Source organism: Nocardia suismassiliense (assembly GCF_900269665.1).
GTDB lineage: Bacteria > Actinomycetota > Actinomycetes > Mycobacteriales > Mycobacteriaceae > Nocardia > Nocardia suismassiliense.
The window spans coordinates 5,672,916-5,689,791 of sequence record NZ_LT985361.1; the positions used below are offsets into that span (position 1 = coordinate 5,672,916).

Genomic DNA, 16,876 nt, shown 5'->3' on the forward strand with positions numbered 1-16,876 from the left:
GATAATTCTAGGGAACTCGCCCGAGCGGCCGGCGTCAAGCGACGACCGCTCGGAAGAGCCCACCTACACGTTGACGGCGGCGTGCTCGCCGACAAACGAATCACGCATGACCAGATTGAGACCCGTCAGCCTGGCCTTGACCTCGTCCGCCGTGGTGACCAGCGCGGTATCCGTGCCGTTCATCTGCAGCTGGGTCCCGGTGGCCTCCATGCTCGCCAGCTTGCCGAACACGTGCACCGGGTTCGTCGCGTACAGCGTCACCTCGGGGGTGACCAGCTCGAACTCGGTGTCGATGTGCAGCTCGCTCGGGTAGCGGATGCGGCTCAGGCTGTCTTCGCTGCCTTCGCCGAGGGTGCCACCGGACACGCGCGGGAAACTCACTCTGAGCATCACGCGTCCGCCGAGCTCGGCACAGTGGCCGGAGATCGCGACGCGCGAGATCTGTGCGAGCACACCGGAGCCCTCGTCGTGCTTCTCCGGTCCGAACAGCAGGATCTCCGTGCCCGCCGCGTGCTTGTAGTCGCCGGCCAGGTCGACGGTCACCTCCTTGCCGCCCACCTCCAGTTTGGCTTGGCCCTCCAACGACACCTGCATGATCATCGACGGGTCGACCAGCATGGAGATGCACGGCCCGGCGCTTGGCATGAAGAACATGCTGGGCGTGATGCCCACCGGCTCGTTCTCGTCGTTGGCGGGGTACCAGGCCTCGGGCAGCGTGGTACCGCGGACCACGTTGGGCCCCACGATCACGTCGAACGGACCGTCACCGCGCGGCTTGCCGAGATACGGGCCGGTCAGTGGCTTCTTGAACGGCGGGATATGGTCGACGACACCGTAGATGTCGATCACGTTGCGGTGTGCCAGCCGCAGCGTGCTGGACTCCAGGATGCCGAACCGGCGAATGTTGAACTCCGCGGGGAAGTTCTTGCCGGGCGTGATCTGGCGTACGTGACCGGTGTTGGGCAGGAACGGATTCGACAGCACCTGGATGCGGTCGTCCAGCTCGTAGCTGTAGCCCTTGATACCGACCTCGGGGGCCGAGATCAGCTCGGTCTCGAACTCCGCGTAACCCCTTTCGTCGACGCGATGCTCGAACCCGGGCATCGGCCACTTGTTGAGTTGGACGAAGCCGGAGAGGTTGATCGTCTCCTTCCGTGCCGCGTAGTAATCCTCACCGAATGCCACGGTCGCGGCGGCGAGGATATGCGGACGGATCGGCTTCGGTTCTAAGTTCAGTGATTCGTACGTCTCTTTGATGGCGCTCAATCCAGACACCTCCAGCGTCTGTGGAACTAGTTGGAACGATGCCTTTAACTATATGTTTTTGAACTGATCTGGGCAATGATACGAGCCCTACCAAAAGGAGAAGTATCAAGATTAATTTCCGAACCCGCTGAATTCGCGCCGGCAAATGGCATGCCGAAGCCGCGCAACACGTTTCGTGTTGCGCGGCGGCTGCCGGCGGAATCAGGTCAGTGACTTCTCCTGGTTTTTGACTCGGAATACGAACGTCGCCGCTTCCGCACCGTCCGGATCCGCGACACCGTCCCAGCCTTCGACGTCGACGTAGACGATTTGGCCGGGGCCGATCTCGCCGAAGAGGATCTTCTCCGAGAGTTGGTCTTCGATCTCGCGTTGGATGGTCCGGCGCAGGGGCCGGGCACCGAGCACGGGGTCGAAGCCACGCTTGGCGAGCAGGGCTTTGCCTTGCTCGGACAGCTCCATCGACATGTCCTTGTTCTTCAACTGGACCCCGACGCGGCCGATCATCAAGTCCACCATCTGCACGATCTGATCGGTGGTCAGCTGGTGGAAGACGATGACATCGTCGATCCGGTTGAGGAACTCGGGCCGGAAATGCTTCTTCAGCTCGTCGTTGACCTTGAGCTTCATCCGCTCGTAGTTCGACCCCTGAATGTTGGACTGAGTGAACCCGAGCCCGACCGCCTTGGAGATATCGGAGGTGCCGAGGTTGGAGGTGAAGATCAGCACCGTGTTCTTGAAGTCCACGGTCCGGCCCTGACCATCGGTCAGACGACCATCCTCGAGGACTTGCAGCAGGGTGTTGTAGATCTCCTGATGGGCCTTCTCGATCTCGTCGAACAACACCACCGAGAACGGCTTACGCCGCACCTTCTCGGTCAGCTGCCCACCCTCCTCATACCCGACATACCCGGGAGGAGCACCGAACAGGCGTGAGGCGGTGAACCGGTCATGGAACTCGCCCATGTCGATCTGGATCAGCGCATCATCATCACCGAAGAGGAAGTTCGCCAGCGACTTCGCCAGCTCGGTCTTACCCACACCCGAAGGTCCGGCGAAGATGAACGACCCCGACGGACGCTTCGGATCCTTCAACCCCGCACGGGTGCGGCGGATCGCCTTCGACACGGCCTTGACCGCATCCTCTTGGCCGATGATCCGCTTGTGCAGCTCATCCTCCATCCGCAGCAGCCGGGTGGTCTCCTCCTCGGTCAGCTTGAACACCGGGATACCGGTCCAGTTGGCCAGCACCTCCGCGATCTGCTCATCATCGACCTCAGCAACCACATCGAGATCACCGGAACGCCACTGCTTCTCCCGCTCAGCACGCTTGGCGACGAGCTGCTTTTCCTTGTCCCGCAGCCGTGCCGCCTTCTCGAAGTCTTGCGCGTCGATCGCGCTTTCCTTCTCCCGGCGCGCATCAGCGATCTTGTCATCGAACTCACGCAGATCCGGCGGAGCGGTCATCCGACGGATCCGCATCCGCGCACCCGCCTCATCGATCAAGTCGATCGCCTTGTCCGGCAAGAACCGATCATTGATATAACGATCCGCCAAGGTGGCCGCGGCCACCAGTGCGCCATCGGTGATCGAGACCCGATGGTGGGCCTCGTAACGGTCGCGCAGACCCTTGAGAATGTTGATGGTGTGCTCGACCGTCGGCTCACCGACCTGGACCGGCTGGAACCGGCGCTCCAGCGCGGCGTCCTTCTCGATGTACTTGCGGTACTCATCCAAAGTGGTGGCGCCGATGGTCTGCAACTCGCCACGAGCCAGCTTCGGCTTCAGGATCGACGCGGCGTCGATCGCGCCCTCGGCGGCACCCGCACCCACCAGAGTGTGGAGCTCGTCGATGAACAAGATGATGTCACCACGAGTGTTGATCTCCTTGAGGACCTTCTTCAGCCGCTCTTCGAAATCACCACGGTAACGGCTACCCGCCACCAACGAACCCAGGTCCAGGGTGTAGAGCTGCTTGTCCTTCAGCGTCTCCGGCACCTCACCATTGACAATCGCCTGGGCCAGGCCCTCAACAACGGCGGTCTTACCGACACCGGGCTCGCCGATCAGCACCGGGTTGTTCTTGGTGCGCCGGCTCAACACCTGCATCACCCGCTCGATCTCCTTCGAGCGCCCGATCACCGGGTCGAGCTTGCCCTCCAGCGCGGCCTGGGTCAGGTTACGGCCGAACTGATCGAGCACCAGCGACGTCGACGGAGTACCCGCCTCACCACGCGAACCGGATTCGACCGGTTCCTTGCCCTGATACCCCGACAACAGCTGGATGACCTGCTGACGCACCCGGTTCAAATCAGCACCGAGCTTGACCAGCACCTGCGCGGCCACGCCCTCACCCTCACGGATGAGCCCGAGCAGGATGTGCTCGGTACCGATGTAGTTATGGCCGAGCTGCAACGCCTCACGCAGACTCAACTCCAGCACTTTCTTGGCCCGCGGCGTGAACGGGATATGACCCGACGGAGCCTGCTGGCCCTGCCCGATGATCTCCTCCACCTGGCTACGCACGCCCTCCAACGAAATGCCGAGCGACTCCAGCGACTTCGCCGCGACACCCTCACCCTCATGAATCAGCCCCAGCAGGATGTGCTCGGTACCGATGTAGTTGTGGTTGAGCATCCGGGCCTCTTCCTGGGCCAGGACAACGACACGCCTCGCGCGGTCGGTGAACCTCTCGAACATGCCGCGCTCCTCACCACCGTGCAGGTAGGTATATAAACCTATAGTAACTGTGAACATGGCTGAGGCAACCCCGAGTTCGCGGTTCTCTCGCGCGCTAGACGCCCGTGCTCTACCGTGACCAGCGGCAGGTTCACTATCCGAAACCAAAGGAGATCAACCCGTCATGGGCGAAGTGGATGCCGCAACGATGGAGCCGATGTGGCCCGAGGGCGCGAGCGACGAATACATCGCGGCCCGTATCGAACTGGCGAAAGCCGAGCGCACGCTACGCGATCAGATCGAGGACGTGGCCGCCGCGCGCCGACGAGTACCCCCGGGACTCCTCGTCGACGACTACTCCTTCGCCGAGGGCCCAGCCGACCTCGGCCGGCCTGAACCGATCCGGGCCACGAAACTGCGAGAACTGTTCGGACAGCACGAAACTCTGGTCGTCTACCACTTGATGTTCCATCCGGACGACGACGAAGCCTGCCCGATGTGCTCGCTGTGGGTCGACGGATTCCAGGGCGTCGCCCATCATTTGGCCCAGCGCACCAGCTTCGCCGTCATCGCCAAGGCGCCGCTACCGAAGCTGCGCGGGTGGGCCCTGCGGCGCGGCTGGGACGGGCTGCGCATCCTCTCCAGCCACAACACAACCTTCAACGCCGACCTGAACGCCGAACGGCCCAACGGTGATCAGCGACCGATGATCAGCGTCTTCACCACCGAAGGCGACCGGGTACGGCACTTTTACACACTGCCCGCGAACTTCCACGACGACGCCCAACGCGGCATAGATCTGCTGTCCCCGGTGTGGAACGTCCTCGATCTGTTGCCCGCAGGCCGCGGCGAGTGGTACGCCGAAAACCACTACGCCGGCCGTGCGCGCCGGGGCTGATCGGTACCCGCGCCGAACCTTATGCGGCACGCGCGAACTCAGCGCGCCGAGGCCGTCGCGCTGGAGGCGTGGTTCGGCACCTGCGACCCGCCGGACCGGAGTGGTAGGCAGCTCCGATCCGGCGCTACCGTAAGCGAGTGGCAGCAAAGGCGATTTCCACGGCGCAGGCCATCATCGATGTAGTGCTCGAGTTGCTGGAATCCGAGGGGTACGACGCCGTTCAGCTCCGGGAGGTCGCCCGTCGCGCGCACGTCTCCCTGGCCACGGTCTACAAGCATTTCCCGGATCGCGACGCGTTGATGATCGCCGCCGTCGAGCGTTGGATGGCGACCAACAGTTACGCGGGCATGGAACAACCGCCCGCGCACGAAAGTTTGTACGACGGATTGATGCGCGTCCTGGGGTACGTCTTCGAACCGTGGGAACGCAATCCGCGAATGCTCGAGGCCTACCATCGGGCCCGGGCCACCGAGAACGGACACCGGCTCGACAATCAAGGCATCAACGCGATCTTGCCGGTCGCCTCACCGCTGTTCGAGCGCGCCGATCCCTCCTACCTCGAGGACGTCGCGTTGATCCTGGCCAATATGGCCTACGCGCTGATCGGGCGGTACGCCGACGGCAGTCTCGAAATCACCGAGATCTTGCCTATTCTCGAACGCACTGTTCGTCGCCTGACCAGTGATAACAGCGCAGAGGCCGCGGCGGCGACCGGTCCCGCTCCTGGCAACGATGCGCCCCGCTGGAGCGTGAATCCGGCTCTCGCGGCGCCCTTTCTGCCGAGCCCGCAACACGGCAGCTGAACCGGCGGTGCGTCCGCAGCCCAGTTCGAGTCTGCGTGACCTTCAACAGTTTCCGGCGGTTCCGCACCGGCCAGTAACCGTGTTACTGTTCCGGGCATCGCGGCGCTGTGACCCGAGTCATACGTCATAGCTATCGCGACTCAGTTCAGGGCGGCGACGACGCCGGGCAGGAAGCGGAGAGTCATCACATGTACGAGCAGCACGGGTTGCGCACGCGGGCGAAGGCACTGTCTCGGGTGGCAGCGGGTGCGGTGGCAGCGGCATGCGCCGTCGCCATCGGCGGAGTCGGCATCAATCCACAGCAGGCGGCAGCCGCCCCGGTGAGCACGTTCTACACACCGCCCGCGCAGATTCCGGCCACCCCGGGCGCGATCATCAAGGCCGAGCCCATGACCATCCTCGCGACTCCGCCCACCGCATCAGGCTGGCCGGTCAAGGCGCAGCACGTCATGTACGCGAGCCGACTCCAGGACGGCACGCCGACCGCGATCACCGGAACCTACATCGAGGCGTCCGGCCCATGGCGCGGCGCGGGGCCGCGCCCCACCGTCGTCATCGGTCCCGGCACCGCGGGTCAAGCCGACCACTGCGCCATGTCGGTGGCCTTCTCCAGCGGCGTGACCCTCTCCGCCGACCCGTCGGTGTCCCTGTCGGCCAACCAAGAACTGCCCTCCTCCGCCGTATGGAGTGCACTCGGCGCCCGCGTCCTGGTCACCGATTACATCGGACTCGGCACGCCGGGTATGCACACCTTCGCCAATCGCATCGAAGGCGGGCACGCGATCCTCGACGGCGCCCGCGCCGCCAACAACCTCGGCGGCGTCGGCCCCGAAACTCCGCTCGTCTTCTGGGGTTACTCCCAAGGCGGCGGCGCCACCGCGGGCGCCGCGGAACTGCTCCCGACATACGCACCCGAGCTGAATCTCAAAGGAACCTGGGCCGGCGGACCCGTCGCCGACCTGACGGCCGTCCTCGAGCGTATCGACGGCGCATTGATCGGCGGCGCAATCGGATTCGCCATCAATGGCCTGCTCGCGCGCTACCCCGAGTTGAACGCGGCGGTCGGCCGGGTCACCAGCCCTGCTGGGCGCGACATGCTGCACACCCTCAGCACCGAATGCATCGGCGACGTGATCGTCAAGCAGCCGTTCCTGAAAACCAGCTCGCTGACCATCGACGGCCGCCCACTCATCGAGCATCTGCACGACATCCCCGAGGCCGCCCCCGCGCTCGCCGAACTGCGCGCGGGCAGCGTCGCACCCACCACCCCGGTGCTGATCACCAGCGGACTCAACGACGACACCGTCCCCTACAACCAGGCCCGCAGGCTCGCCGAAGACTGGTGCGCCAAGGGCGGCACCGTCACCTTCCGCACCAACAACCTGCCCCCGATCTTCTCCGGCGCCACCATCCCCAACCATTTCGGACCCGAAATGATCGACGGATTCGGGCCGGACAATGCGATCACCTACCTGCTCGATCGCCTCGCCGGCAAACCGGTCGCCGGCTGCACCATCGACTGAATCACCCTGCGCCGCTGACGGATCGGCGCTAACCCACATTTGAGCCGCCATCTACGGCTCGTGCCTCGCCATGCCCTCATCCGCTCCGGGTAGAGGTTCAGTGCTCGGTTTCGACCGACGATTACCACCGAAAGCTTTGTTATGACAGCGATTTCGCGCCGGTCACTATTGACCGGTATCGCCGCGACCGGCGCCGCCGCCATGGTCCGGGCGCCGCACGCCGCCGCCCAGGTGAACCACATTCCGCTGACCCACGAGGACCACCGCGTAGTGATCGTCGGCTCCGGCTTCGGCGGCGGCGTCAGCGCGCTGCGGCTGGCCCAGGCGGGCGTACCCGTGACCGTGCTCGAGCGCGGGCTGCGCTGGCCGACCGGGCCGAACGCCGAAACGTTCCCGCGCGCGCTGGCGCCGGACAAGAGGTTCCTCTGGTATCGCTCCAGCCCCAACGTTTTCGGGCGGCCGATGGTGTTCGACCCCTACACCGGCCTGGTGGAGGCAGTGCCCGGCGAGAACATGACCGCACTGTGCGCGGCCGGCGTCGGCGGCGGATCCCTTGTCTATCAAGGGATGTCGCTGCAACCCGCCGAGGCGGTGTTCAATACCCATTTCCCGCAGGAGCTGGATTGGGCGCTGATGAACCGAGTCCACTACCCGAGGGTCGCGAAGATGCTCGGCCTGGCCGAAGCACCCGATGAACTGATCGCCTCCGAGAATTACCGGGCCGCAAGGGTATTCGCCGACCGAGTATGCAACGCCGGGCTACCGCTGTCGAAGATTCCCATGCCCATCGACTGGGATTTCGCCCTGGCCGAGCTGCGCGGAGAAATGAAGCCGTCCTACACCAACGGCGACGGAGCCATGGGCGTCAACAACGGCGGCAAACACTCGATCGACGTCACCTACATCGCCGCCGCCGAAGCCACCGGTCTGGCGCGAGTCGAAACCCTGCACGAGGTAACCGATGTCGAACGAGCAGCCGACGGTCGCTGGAAAGTCCATGTGCAACGACTCGACACCACCGGCACCGTAGTCGAACACAAGATCCTGACGACCGGCGCCCTGATCATGGCCGCCGGCAGCCTGAACACCACCCGCCTACTGATGCGGGCAGGCGGCAAGGGCCTGATCCCCGACCTACCCGACGCCCTCGGCCAGAACTGGGGCTCCAACGCCGACCGCATCTACGTCTGGACCGACCCGTCCGCGGAATTCGGTGCGCCCCAAGGCGGCCCGGTAGTCTTCGGCAGTCTCAACTGGACCGATCCCAACACCGCCCACACCGTCATCCAAGCCTCCATCCCCCCACTCTCCCTCGACCCCCGCAGCACCATGCTGGTCGGCTTCGGCGTCAGCGAAAGCCGCGGCACTTTCACCTACGACCCCGGCCGCGACGACGCCATTCTCCGCTGGCCCGCCAACGGCGACAACCACATCCAGCACCACTACATCGGCCCGGCAGTACACAAAATCGCCGGCCCCGACAGCACCCTCATCGACACCAACACCCTCTTCCCCACCACCTGGCACCCACTCGGCGGCGCAAGCATGGGTGCAGTCTGCGACCTGGAAGGCCGAGTCCACGGCCACCCCGGCCTCTACGTCCTCGACGGAGCACTGATGCCCGGCAACACCGCCGCCTGCAACCCTTCCATGACCATCGCCGCCGTCGCCGAGCGCGCCCTCGACCAGATCGTCGCCCACGATATCGGCTCGCTGATCTGACCGATGGATGGCGAAACCCGCAGGTGCCGACGCGGATTCATCGACGGTACCGACTTGTCTCAAATGATCTACTACCACGAAAACGGGTGGTGGGTCGCTGAAATTCAGCCACCACCACCTGGGTGCGTATTGGTCGTGTCCAGTTAGGGACACGACCAATACGCACACCTACTTCACCAGCAGGTATCGCTGGAGATTGGCTCCTGGCGGCGCAGCCTCCACTCACCGCGCCGCGACCAGATTCAAGAGCGGCCGAGGCTCATGGTGTGAAGCCCATCGCCACCAGGGCGGCTGCGGGTTCGGGCATCGAGACGGTGACCATTCGGCCGTTGGTCAAGGTCAAACGCAGCGCAGGGCCCCAAGTCGGAGTCAGGAACCATCCGCGTTTTCGCGTCCAGTACACACCCACGCGACTCCAAAACGTGACCGGCAAATCGATGATCTCGGCGCGGGCGATGCTCGCTCGGGCAACGGTAACGCGAGGAAGGCCAAAGGCACCCAAAGTCACCGTCAGGCCACCGGGCCCCGCGCTGACGCGTTGACTGGTCTCGACTATCGCCTTCACTAACACGATGATCCAGAGCGCGGTGAACAGAAACCTCAGCACCGCAGAATGTAATACCGAACCGAGGTAGGTCATGGAAACGAAAACTACGACACCGATCCACAACATCGGCCAATTGGTGACGCGGCAGGTGTAGACCATCGCAGCGGGCATCACATCAACTCCTCGATCAAGCCGAGCACCTCGGCCTTGCTGTAACCATTCACGCGTGCGGATTCGATCAACTGGTGAACGGCTTGCTCCACCGGCGCCGAGGTGGGCGCAGTCGCAGTGACCCGCACGCCACGCCCACGTCGGAAATCCACGACCCCCTCCTCCCGCAGCCGCCGATACGCCGCCAGTACCGTATTACGATCGACAGACAGCGCGTGCGCCAATTCCGTTGCGGGCGGGAGCTGTTCGTTGACCACCAGCTCCCCGGCTGTGACCGCACGCCGGACGCACGCCGCGATCTGGTCTTGCAGCGACGCCCTGGAGGCCTGATCAATATGCCACAACATGGTGCTAGTGAGACTAGCATTACTTCCGGAATACGGCGACGCCAGCGGTACGGTGCGAGCACCCCTGACGACGCCGCAATCACAGACCCCCACACCCGACTCACGTATTGCTGTGGGGGTCACGAGCGGGCACTGCCTGTGGCCTATGACGCTCGGCGTCCAGTGATCCTTCGAGCGCCCGCACTCACCGATGCGGAATGGACGGGGTCGCGGCATGCGGGTGCACTGTTTGGGGGACGACCCCTTCGCCGGACGCCCTAGCACTCTCACTCCAGCTTCAACGCTGGGGCCCTGGAGTCCACAGAGGCCAACCGGGGAATCTATATATATCCGCCGAACCGTCCTTGTTTTTGCCCAGCACAATCACACTAACCTGAATCCCGATTAGTGCAGCGAATATCGCCGCCGGCGGCTTCGCACCCATCGCAATCAAAAGGCCGAGTAATGACCCACTTAACAGCGCCCCAGGCTCCATTTTGCTAACAATCCCGGGATCGAGGTGCAGGTGTTCGAAGAGTAAAACTCTCTCGTAGTAACTGCCGTTGCCGAATTCCCACCGTGACGAACCGATCTCGTCACCTCGCTCGCTACCGGATGGTTGATTGCCGAAGATTTCACCGATCATCGCTCCGATTTCAGCGACCGCAGACACCACATCCTGTATGGCCCGTTCGATATCTTGTTGGGCTGTCGTGCCCGTGAGGTCGAAGGTGTTGATGGGGTCGGCGTTGACGTAGTCGTAGCTGTTTGCAGATCCGCCGAGGACTGGGTCTACCTGCAGGAATCGACCGAGGATGGGCAAGTAGGTGCGTACGCCCATTTCCAGTGCTTGTTGGCTGGCGACGTGCTCGACTGGGACGGTGTTTTGGCCGAGCCACCCGAAGTCCATGCCGCCTTCGGCGGTGGCTGATTCTGGGATGTCGCCGAATGCGCCAGTGGCCGGGTCGATGTTTTGGCCGTATGGGTCATACAAGCGGATGGTGCCGGTACGGGCCGCGGCTCCGTCTGCGGTGAACAGGATGTCGCCGTGAATGTTGGGGTAGGACCAGTTGGTTGCCTTGTCCTGACTGTAGTTCTTGGTAAGTACCGCCCCACCAGGCAGTTTCAGTACTCGTTGGCGAAGGTTGCTGGACCCGTCGAGGATGAGATCGGGGCCACCTTTATCGGAGGTGAAACCGTATCGGGTGACTTGTGCAGGTTCGCTACCGTCGTTGACCGTCCGGGCCACGATGCGGTCGTCGACCTCGCGGGTGTAGGCGACCGTGCGGCCAGCGGCTGTACTGGTGAATACGTGCCGCAGAGTGGAGTCGTAACCGAGAGTGTCAGTGCCGACCTTGGTTGCGTTGCCATAGTTGTCGTAGGTGAACGACAGGTTAGTGGCGCCTGTGGTGGACAAAAGGCGGTCGGCGTCGTCGTAGCAGTAGTTGGTGGTGACTGCGGCGGCGCCGTTGAAGACGTCGGTGAAGGAGGTGCGGTTGGTGTTCAATCCCGCCTTCTTATTCGGCCCACAGCCGTTATCGCCATCGAAACGATAGGTCAACTGATGAAAGGGCACGTTGGCCGCGATCAGGCGTCCCACACCGTCGTAGGTATAGCCGTAGTCATAGGACTTGCTGGGATTGGCTGTGTCGGTCACCTTTTCGTCGATGATGCGTTGGTCTTGAGAGCGGGTTACCGTGCTGGTGACCTCGGATCCAGACACCTTCCAGGCAAGGGCGGCCGACGAGCCCGCATCGTTGTAGGAGAGCGCAAGGTTCGATCCATTGCCGTAGGCGACACCACCGAGCACACCAGCAGCGTAAGCGGGAGTAGCGACTACAGCTCCGTCGAGCTTGACCTGGGTCAACCTGAAGGCGTCGTCCCACGCGTAGTTCACCGTCGAACTCACGTTCTTGATTGTGCTGGTCTCACTGATCTTTCGACCGGCTCGGTCGTAGCCAGTAGTGGTGGTAGCGCCATTGGCGTCGGTGTAGGACACCGGCCGCTGCAGGAGATCGACAACAGTTGTGGTGGAACCACTTCCGTCGCTGACCTTTCTCTTCAGCGGGTCACCGCTGGCAGCATGGTCATATGTGACGGTCCGCGCCGGTTGGTCACCCATCGCCGGGAACGTCTTTTTGACGATGCGTCCGCGGGCGTCATAACTGACACACGACCAGGGTTCATTGTTGGTACGAGTGGCAACCATCAAGCCACGAGCGTTGTACACCGTCTCGATGACACTCGCCGCGCCACCTGAGTTTTTGGCTCCAGTGGCTGTTTTCACCCGGCCGCCCTGATAGACGGCCGCGGAGTTGGCCTCACACGGATTGGCGCGAGATTCGTTGCCGCCGTAGTAGACCGAGGTACCGCGCTTGTCCGGGTTGGTGAGGTCGCCGGCCGGCAGGTTGGCGGCGAGTTGTCGTAGGAACCCCTGGCCGGGCTTCTCGAACAACTTGCGGCCGATCAGGTTGACTCCGCCCGGGTCACCGATGGTCGAAACGGCCAGACCGAAAGCCGGGTCGATCCCGTTTGCCGGGTCCGAAAACTCGGTCGATACCTTCTTCGCGGGTGCGCGTTCTGAACCGTTATGGCTGATGTCGCTTGTCTCCAACCCGTAACGGGGTGCCAGGTTCTGGCCCGGCACAGTCACCGCACTGCCGGAACCCGGTGGTGTCCAGGTGAAATCGAGTGCGCCGGCGGTGCCGCTGCGGTTGTAGTAGTCGACCCGGACTCGATGCCAGCCACCGGGGGTGGTGTTGGTGTAGGTGCCGGGAACGGTAGCGGTGGCGGCTTTGTCGGTCCAGCTGTCCACGATCAGCAGGTCATCGATCCACAACCGGACACCGTCGACCACGGTGAATCCGAGCTTGTACTCACCGGTCGCGGGGAACTTGACCTCACCCATGAACCGGCCCGACCAGCCATCACTGTTCGCCACCGGCGGCGTCGAACCCCAACTACGTTTCAAACTGCCGTCGGGGCTGCCGACACCGGTGCCCCACTCCTTCGGGACACCTGACAAGAACCGGTTGTCGTAGAACGCGGACTCCAACCCGACCAGATTCTCGTCAAACCCCTTGCTGACGTGCGGCATGGTCTGCGCGCACTCGGGCTTGGGCAATTGCCCGTTGAAACAATCGCCGGGGGCCGGACCGTACTGGTCCGTCGGGCGATCGGCATGGTCATAGATCACCGTCGAGCGCCGACCAGTCGTGTCGACCTTGGCCGTCTGTTTGTCTTTGGCGTTCCATTCGGTGCGGACGGTGTCTCCGACTCCATCGGTCGAGGTAAGTATGCGGCCGGCGTCGTCCCAAGTCACCTTGCGGACACCCCATTTGTCGATGCCGCTGACATTGAGCAGTGCAGACTTACCTGTGATGTTGTATTGGTAGCCGTGGACGAGTCGGAAGCCCGTGTCGGCGCCGTCTGATTTAGGGGCGGTGAGCTTGATCGCCCGGGAGTGTGGGGGCCGGGGTATTTCCGGGTCGTCTTGGAAGGCGTCGTATTCGATCAGATAGCGGTCGGCGTTCGAGTTGTAGGCTCCCTGTGTGGCCCGCCAGTCCGCAGCCAAGCTGTCACGGACCTCGTCCAGCGACCCGACAGCGTCCATGGCCTTCTGCTTTTTCTCGGTATTGTTGCCTGCCTCGTCGTAATCGCGTTTGGCGTTGATCAGGTTCAGGTAGCTGTAGTCCCGGATTTCCGAACCCGGGTTCTCGATCCGGCCCAGAGCACCGACGATGTACCACAAACGGGTCTCGGTACCATCCCAGTACTTGATCCGGCACAGCTTCTGCGCGGGCGCCGAGTACGCCCCCGGCGGCAACGATGTCCCGCCGTAACAGTTGTTGCTGTTGTCGGTGTTGTAGTACAGAGCGTGCGACCGCCCCGAGACCGGGTCCTTGATCTCAGTCAACCGTGACGGGGTGCCGTTATAGACGTACTGCAGCGACGCAGGCTTCTTGCTGTCGGCCACCTTCGACACCGCGGCCAGGGTGCCGTCGACGTTGAAGACCGACACCACACCGTCCTTGGTTACCGAAACCCGGCCCTCGGCATCAACAGCGAGGACACCGTCCTCATCCCTTGGTGGGGTATAGCCGCCCGCAGAAGCCTTGGCCCAGCCGTGCTTACCGCCTGAGGAATCGGTGAGCACGACCGACCCGTCGAGCATCTGGGCCGAGACAAACTCGCTGCCCATCAACCCGAGTGTCCATCCGCCCGGCAACGGCAACGGGTCCTGGGCGAACAACCAATCCGTCGTTACGATCTGGGGATTCCAGTTGTGGGTCCGTGCGGTACTGGCACCCGTGGTGCTCTTGGCCCATAACACCATCTTCGGCCGCTCGGTCGTGCGGTGATACAGCTCGATCTTGATCGGCACTCGCTGCCCCGCGGTCAGCGAGACATCGGTGTTCTTCTTCGGGGTCGCGGTGGAGAAATCGCCGCCGACCGTGGCCGGGTTCGCGTTGTCGTAGGCGAGGTTGTTGTCGACCCAGATCTTCGCGCCATCGGCATGCGAGCCCGCGAAACTGAAATCACCCGTCACCGCTGCCCGGAAGTACCCTTCCCACCGCACGACGAACCACTGCTTGTCCAACGCGGCCGGCATCGGATCTTCCTTGAACGGGGAGTTCTCGGGCACGTTGCTCCAGATGTTTCCCCAGTCCAGATTCACCTGAGCTTCGTTGCGCACCATCACCGGTGTCGTATCCGCGGCACCGTTATGGTCGGCGTCGTTGAAATACGATGCGCGCACACCATTCCCGTCTCCGCCCTGTCGCGAGTTGTAGGCGAAGGTGACTCCAGCGGCCCCGCCGACGGCCTCGAACACCGGCCCCGCCGCACTGGTCTGAGCGTTGCCGTTGAACAGGTTGACCGTGACCGGCCCCATCTGGTCCGTCGGCGCCGGCCCCGGCTGACCGACGCGCTTGTCAATGGTGAAGTGGCCGACCCATTTCGATGGTGTCGGGGTTGTCGCGCCGGATGCCACGGTCGCAACGGTCCAGCTGTAGCGGGCGCCGTCAGTTAGTACATGCTGCGGCACGGTCCAGTTCGGTGCGCTCAAGCAACCGGAATCGACCACGCTGCCCGAGCGGCCGTCGAAGCCGGTGGAGATCTTGAAACAGTACTTGGTGCCGGACGGGGCCGCGCTCACCGCCAGCGTCGGTTCATCGGTTGCGATCACCGAATCCTCCACCGGTGCAATCATATTCACCTGTGGACCTGGAGTGGGATCAGTCGGGTTGGCGCCGTCGCCGTAGTCGACCAACAACGCGGCTTGTAGTTGTTTATAGGTGTACTGAGTGCCCTCGGCGCCACCGAGCATGAGCCAGGTGTTCTTGTCGGTGGCTTTGACACGGTCACCGAGGTAGGTGGTCAGTGCGGGTGCCGTCAACGAGCCTGATTCGCCGATGCTCGCCGAGGCCAGCTCCGGGCCGATCGCTGCGTAGCCCAATGGGGTGGTGGGCTGGTACAGGGTCACCTTGGAGGGGAGCTTCATATCCGCCAGCGGGGTCGCCAGCTTCAAGTCCATGCGCGCGCCGGTGACGGTCTTTCCCGCCAGTGGTGCGAGATCGTAGCGAATTGCTGACCGCCACAACGAATCTTGACCCAGTACAGACCTCGCGTTGCCGGTGCGGATGCCGCAGTTGTCTTCTGCCGCGCAAGCGCCGGCTCCGTCGCGGTATGCGATCGCCTCGGTGTGACCGCCGAATCCGAAGGCGTAGGACGGATCGACCATCACCGGGAACTTGCGGGCAGACTCTTTCAACCACTTCTTGTCCACAGCCACCGTCAGCTGCCACGCCTCACCGTCACGGGCGAGCGTGTAGTCGCCGCCGGTTCGCGCCGAGGGCTTCTTGTCGTCGCCCGCCGAATCCCAGACCTCGATCGGAGGCAGCGCGGCGACCACCTTGCCGGACTTGTCGGTGATCTTCACGATCTTGCCGTCTACCTTCGGCGTCAGCGCACCGGTGTCCAGCTTGAACACCCAACGGCCTTCGCCCACAGCAGAAGCGGACTTCAGAACGATCGACTCTCTGATCGCGGTCGCCGAGACTTCGTAGGTCAGGTCCGTGTTCGGCAGCGCGTCGGCATACGTCGCGGTCGACCCGGTGACCTTCCGACCAGCCTTGGCCGCGCCCTTCAACTCGAGCGTCACCAGTGTGCCGTTCTGATTGACCCGGAACAACTTCGGGTCGTTGGCGTACTCCGCCAAGTCGATCCCGACACCGGTACGCGCCGCAATGGCCCGCTTGGAATCTTTCTGCTCGACCAGCCGGGTATCGATCGGATCCCAACCACCACGGCTGTTACGGACACTGACCGGCACCTGCGACAACACCACCGTCTTGGTGCCGTTGGCGTTGGTGAACTCGACCGAATCCTCAGTCCGCGCAGACTCTTTCGACGTCTTCGGATCGAACCCACTCTTCCCTGGGGTAGCAGCAGCGCCCCCAGCGAGAAATGGCGTGAAATCTGCCTCCGGCTCGGCCTGCTTACCAGCAAGGGAAGGCTTCGAAACAGCCTTCGACAGCATCAGCGGAATGTCGCGCGGATTCTTGCCTTTCGGTGCTGCAGCGGCCTCGGGTAAAACAATTACCTGCACCAACGTAGCGATCAACGCGGCAACCAGCACGGTCGACCACGAAACCACCTTGAAACGATGCAAATTAGCGGGTAGCCAACGCGCCAAGGCGTCGCTCCGACGGTAGATCTTCATCTCACTCCACAATCACCGAGCCCGTCAAAGGGCATTCAAATCGGGCAGAACAGTCTCAACGGCAACCAACTCTCAATGAAATTGGGCGCAGCGGACTGAACACACTGCGAGTCGCGCCGTAGCGTGGGCATCAGCGTCTTACTGCAGGTGCTTATGCAGGAATTAGTACTTCGGTTCAACACCAGGCCGACATGTTTCGGATTAGTTTGTCGGCCAAATT

At 63.2% G+C, this 16,876-nt stretch carries 9 protein-coding genes; 4 read left to right on the forward strand and 5 right to left on the reverse strand.

Annotation, left to right across the window (positions count from 1 at the left end):
- Positions 1 to 63 precede the first annotated feature (63 nt).
- Complete coding sequence (locus DBO33_RS25200) at positions 64 to 1,266, reverse strand: DUF6004 family protein (protein WP_107657268.1); 1,203 nt, start codon at positions 1,264 to 1,266, stop codon at positions 64 to 66.
- 201 nt (positions 1,267 to 1,467) lie between these two features.
- On the reverse strand, positions 1,468 to 3,963 hold the full coding sequence (locus DBO33_RS25205) for an ATP-dependent Clp protease ATP-binding subunit (RefSeq protein WP_107657269.1): 2,496 nt from the start codon (positions 3,961 to 3,963) through the stop codon (positions 1,468 to 1,470).
- Between the two features lie 163 nt (positions 3,964 to 4,126).
- Here DBO33_RS25205 and DBO33_RS25210 point away from each other — a divergent pair, with 163 nt between their 5' ends.
- From DBO33_RS25210 to DBO33_RS25225, 4 genes are all read left to right on the forward strand, one after another.
- On the forward strand, positions 4,127 to 4,840 hold the full coding sequence (locus tag DBO33_RS25210; protein ID WP_107657270.1) for a DUF899 family protein: 714 nt from the start codon (positions 4,127 to 4,129) through the stop codon (positions 4,838 to 4,840).
- A gap of 137 nt (positions 4,841 to 4,977) precedes the next feature.
- The gene (locus DBO33_RS25215) at positions 4,978 to 5,643 is read left to right on the forward strand and encodes a TetR family transcriptional regulator (RefSeq protein WP_234391023.1); all 666 of its coding nucleotides are present in this window, start codon (positions 4,978 to 4,980) and stop codon (positions 5,641 to 5,643) included.
- A gap of 188 nt (positions 5,644 to 5,831) precedes the next feature.
- The gene (locus DBO33_RS25220) at positions 5,832 to 7,166 is read left to right on the forward strand and encodes a lipase family protein (RefSeq protein WP_107657271.1); all 1,335 of its coding nucleotides are present in this window, start codon (positions 5,832 to 5,834) and stop codon (positions 7,164 to 7,166) included.
- A gap of 141 nt (positions 7,167 to 7,307) precedes the next feature.
- The gene (locus DBO33_RS25225) at positions 7,308 to 8,888 is read left to right on the forward strand and encodes a GMC oxidoreductase (protein WP_107657272.1); all 1,581 of its coding nucleotides are present in this window, start codon (positions 7,308 to 7,310) and stop codon (positions 8,886 to 8,888) included.
- A 259-nt stretch (positions 8,889 to 9,147) separates the two neighbouring features.
- Here DBO33_RS25225 and DBO33_RS25230 read toward each other — a convergent pair whose 3' ends face one another.
- From DBO33_RS25230 to DBO33_RS25240, 3 genes are all read right to left on the reverse strand, one after another.
- Positions 9,148 to 9,606: a hypothetical protein gene (locus DBO33_RS25230; RefSeq protein ID WP_107657273.1), complete on the reverse strand. Its 459-nt coding sequence runs from the start codon at positions 9,604 to 9,606 to the stop codon at positions 9,148 to 9,150.
- Entirely contained in the window at positions 9,606 to 9,953 is a 348-nt protein-coding gene (locus DBO33_RS25235; protein WP_107657274.1) for a GntR family transcriptional regulator, read from the reverse strand. The genes DBO33_RS25230 and DBO33_RS25235 overlap by 1 nt, the downstream gene beginning before the upstream one ends.
- A 277-nt stretch (positions 9,954 to 10,230) precedes the next feature.
- Positions 10,231 to 16,656: a PA14 domain-containing protein gene (locus tag DBO33_RS25240; RefSeq protein WP_107657275.1), complete on the reverse strand. Its 6,426-nt coding sequence runs from the start codon at positions 16,654 to 16,656 to the stop codon at positions 10,231 to 10,233.
- Positions 16,657 to 16,876: the final 220 nt, after the last annotated feature.

What these genes read in the sequence shown, in the direction of transcription:
- DBO33_RS25205 (WP_107657269.1), bottom strand. Translation starts at nt 3,963, where the DNA reads ATGTTCGAGAGGTTCACCGACCGCGCGAGGCGTGTCGTTGTCCTGGCC.
- DBO33_RS25210 (WP_107657270.1), top strand. Translation starts at nt 4,127, where the DNA reads ATGGGCGAAGTGGATGCCGCAACGATGGAGCCGATGTGGCCCGAGGGC.
- DBO33_RS25220 (WP_107657271.1), top strand. Translation starts at nt 5,832, where the DNA reads ATGTACGAGCAGCACGGGTTGCGCACGCGGGCGAAGGCACTGTCTCGG.
- DBO33_RS25225 (WP_107657272.1), top strand. Translation starts at nt 7,308, where the DNA reads ATGACAGCGATTTCGCGCCGGTCACTATTGACCGGTATCGCCGCGACC.
- DBO33_RS25230 (WP_107657273.1), bottom strand. Translation starts at nt 9,606, where the DNA reads ATGCCCGCTGCGATGGTCTACACCTGCCGCGTCACCAATTGGCCGATG.
- DBO33_RS25235 (WP_107657274.1), bottom strand. Translation starts at nt 9,953, where the DNA reads ATGTTGTGGCATATTGATCAGGCCTCCAGGGCGTCGCTGCAAGACCAG.
- DBO33_RS25240 (WP_107657275.1), bottom strand. Translation starts at nt 16,656, where the DNA reads ATGAAGATCTACCGTCGGAGCGACGCCTTGGCGCGTTGGCTACCCGCT.